General features: G+C 41.1%; 4 protein-coding genes. 2 read left to right on the plus strand and 2 right to left on the minus strand.

The window, feature by feature from the left end; genetic code table 11:
- The coding region (locus tag JR005_RS02965) for a hypothetical protein (RefSeq protein WP_218665531.1) at nt 1–273 on the minus strand (273 nt) is incomplete at its 3' end.
- A gap of 293 nt (nt 274–566) precedes the next feature.
- Nucleotides 567–1,682, minus strand: a complete 1,116-nt coding sequence (locus tag JR005_RS02970; protein ID WP_034699123.1) for an endonuclease/exonuclease/phosphatase family protein — start codon at nt 1,680–1,682, stop codon at nt 567–569.
- Nucleotides 1,683–1,858: 176 nt separating this feature from the next.
- Here JR005_RS02970 and asd point away from each other — a divergent pair, with 176 nt between their 5' ends.
- Nucleotides 1,859–2,977 (plus strand): aspartate-semialdehyde dehydrogenase, encoded by a 1,119-nt coding sequence (asd, locus tag JR005_RS02975; RefSeq protein WP_004994006.1) that lies wholly within the window; start codon nt 1,859–1,861, stop codon nt 2,975–2,977.
- Nucleotides 2,978–3,109: 132 nt separating this feature from the next.
- On the plus strand, nt 3,110–3,587 hold a 478-nt coding region (locus tag JR005_RS02980), incomplete at its 3' end, for a FimV family protein (protein WP_416378504.1).

The following is a 3,587-nucleotide window of genomic DNA, read 5'->3' on the forward strand; positions in this document are numbered from 1 at the left end:
AGGCCAAAAAATAGTATTGAGAATATCGTGCAAACTTGCATCAAAACGCCAATACCCTAAGTTAATGAAATCATCTCTGGCATCTAACAATTCTGCCCCAATCGCAACCAAAATCACTGCAAATAATGCCCAAATTGACTTTAATTGACGCTTATCTAAAAAAGCGACACAAAGAAATACCAGCAAACCAGCATAGATATGTAAAGCATCACGTGCCAAGTGAGTAAAATGAACAATATAAATTTTAAATTCTTGAAATTTTGAATCGTACATAGACAAATAAGTATATTTTAAGCCTTAAAAAATCATAACCCGAGTTCTGCATCCTGCAAAACTCGGGCAAATGAGGTTGTGCTTTCAGTAATTTTTGTTATTGTAAAAGTTGCTTCCCTAGCGTCATCAAGTCCTTGATGTTCATCCTTCGGCTTAGTCTTCCATAGTGGGGATATTCCGTTCCCAATTCCTGTGCCGATGAAGATAGAATACCTTCTGGGAACTTGACTGGCTATTCGTTCAAGACCGCATTTAGTGTAAGTAATTGCTTACACCGATATTGTGGTGGCAGCTTAACTTTTATAAGCCTGTGCGATGTCAGCCGTCACGATTTTTTCCTCTTTCTCTGCTTTACTAATCCCTTCCTGAATCGCGTCCTGAGCGGCCTCATGATCATCTTGCGTTTCTGGCAATTCTTCTTGAATTTGCTCAAAAATCCGTCCTGTTTGTAACACGACATACACAGGAAAGTGATCTGATCCAATATTCGGTAATCGATTCATTTTGACTAAAGCAAAATCGGTACTATGGAAAATATGATCGAGAGACCAGCGCAACAAAGGATAGTTGGCATGAAAGGTATTAATGAAATGCCGCCCGACTCGTGGATCAAGCAACCCACTAATGCGCTGAAATAAACGGGTGGTTCGTGACCAAGCCACATCATTAAGATCACCCATCACAATACAACTTTCATCTAGATCCTTGATTTGATCGCCCACCATTAGCAACTCAGCATCGCGCAAAGTTGAATCTTTCGCTTCTGTTGGACTTGGTGGTTTGGGATGCAGACAATAAAGTTGCACGGCCAAACCACTGGGTAAAATCACCGTGGTATGAATCGATGGAATTTCATCACTCAAGATAAACTTGACTTCAGTATCTTTGAGCTGCAATCGGCTGTACAAATGCATACCATATAAATTATCTAGTGGCACAGGAACCCGATACGGATAATCTGCTTCAATCACACTCAATTCATTTTGCCATGTTTGATCAGTCTCTAAAGTCAGAACCAGATCTGGTTTTAACTTTTGAATCTGCTCAATCAATAAATGATATTGATCATTCGGTGTTAAGACATTGGACACTAACAACGAGATTTGCTGATCTGGATTGAACTGTTCGGCTTTCACCTGTTTGACCTGTTTCTTCCAGATAAAGGTATAAGGCAATACCATTTTTAGCTGATACGCGATTGCCGCGATTAAACCAATAACGATCAATTCTCGAGGCAGATTCCACGGCGCATCGCAAAACAATACAAACAATAAAGTCACTACACCGACAGCTAAAATTTGCAGTCTGGGGAAATCTGCTCCTCGAATCCACCATTCGTCGCGTGGAATAAGTGACCAGAATGTCAGCCAAATCACCACTACAGCACACACTTCAATAAATAGTAACAATGCCTGACCCACCCTAGATTTTATTGATTTTTCATTCTTCAAGATTCCTGTGTAGCATATTCATAAATTTACTCACAATAAAGAGCATGTTTTCATTGGATAATACTTGCAGTTGTGGTCGCTTTTGATACACTCAAGCCCCTTTTACATTTTTTAACGCACCGAGGCAAAGTGACATGAAAGTAGGTCTGGTCGGTTGGCGCGGGATGGTTGGTTCCGTCCTTATGCAACGTATGGTTGAAGAAAATGATTTTGCTCATTTTGAGCCATTTTACTTTTCTACCAGTAATGCAGGTGGTGAAGCCCCTTCATTTGGTGGTAAAACTGCCCCAGCACTTATGGATGCTTCAGACATTAAGAGTCTGAAACAAATGGATGTCATTATTACCTGTCAAGGTGGTGACTATACTTCTGAAGTTTTTCCAAAACTCAAAGCTGAAGGCTGGAATGGCTATTGGATTGATGCCGCATCGACATTACGTATGGCAGATGATGCCATCATCGTACTTGACCCAGTGAATGCGCAAGTTATCAAAGATGGTTTAGCCAAAGGCACTAAAACATTTGTCGGTGGTAACTGTACGGTTTCTCTTATGCTGATGGGCTTGGGTTCACTCTTCCAAAACAATTTGGTGGAATGGATGAGCGCGATGACTTATCAGGCAGCATCGGGTGCAGGTGCACAAAACATGCGCGAATTACTCACGGGTATGGGTTATTTATATAACAATACCAAAGAGTTACTGGACGATCCTAAATCAGCCATTTTGGATATTGATAGCCGTGTAGCAGAATTGCAACGTGGCGAAGGCTTCCCTAAAGCCAACTTTGGCGTGCCATTGGCAGGCTCACTTATTCCTTATATCGACAAACAGCTTGAAAATGGTCAATCCAAAGAAGAATGGAAAGGTCAGGCGGAAACCAACAAAATTTTAGGTAATTCACAAATTATTCCAATTGATGGCCATTGTGTGCGTATTGGTGCAATGCGTTGTCATTCACAGGCTCTCACGATTAAGCTTCGAAAAGACGTTCCTCTAGACGAAATCGAAGATATGATTCGTCAGTCCAATGAGTGGGCAAAAGTCGTGCCGAATACACGTGAAGCTTCCATGACTGATTTGACCCCAGTTGCTGTAACAGGAACACTTTCAGTTCCAGTGGGTCGTTTACGCAAACTAAATATGGGCAAAGAATATTTAGGCGCATTTACTGTCGGTGACCAACTTCTTTGGGGTGCCGCTGAACCTTTACGCCGTATGTTACGCATCCTGATTGAATATAAAAATGCTTAAATACACGATTTAAGCCCATGAGCCGATCGATTGATCGGCTTTTTTATGTACTTCTTCTGTAAAAGTTTTACATTCGGTTAACATCTCGGTATTGTATAACGTGACCGCTTTACTCCTGCTTCATGGAACAAGATGACTGTCTATAACAAATTAAAAATTGCGATTCTAACTATTCTTGCGACACAGACCATACATGCGATCACGCTTGAACCTTTACAAGTTATGTCTGCTCCTGGGGATTTGCTTTATGCTGAAATGAATTTCAGTCAGGCCAATGTATCCTCCAATTTGCAGGTGGGTTTAGCAACGCCTGAAGATTTGATGGGTTTAGGAATTTCTCATCAACCGTCTGCACAACTAAACTTTTTTGCGCGTCGTAACGGACAAGGTACAGGCGTGATTGTCATTACCTCATCCCGTCCCTTTACCCAACCTGAACTGAATATTGTACTTAAAATTCAGGAAGGTCATGGTACGCGATTACAGCACATCAAACAGTCGATTAATCGAAAAGCTGTACCAGCACTTCAAACAGCCAATGAAAAACCACTTACACCCAAATTTATTGTAAGTGAAAAAGATATTGCGTTGAATTTACCTGAAAGTACGC

Source organism: Acinetobacter sp. Colony158 (assembly GCF_019264745.1).
GTDB classification, from domain to species: Bacteria; Pseudomonadota; Gammaproteobacteria; order Pseudomonadales; family Moraxellaceae; genus Acinetobacter; species Acinetobacter ursingii.

Bases quoted from the DNA above. Each gene is read 5' to 3' on its own strand.
- asd (WP_004994006.1), top strand. From the start codon at position 1,859: ATGAAAGTAGGTCTGGTCGGTTGGCGCGGGATGGTTGGTTCCGTCCTT.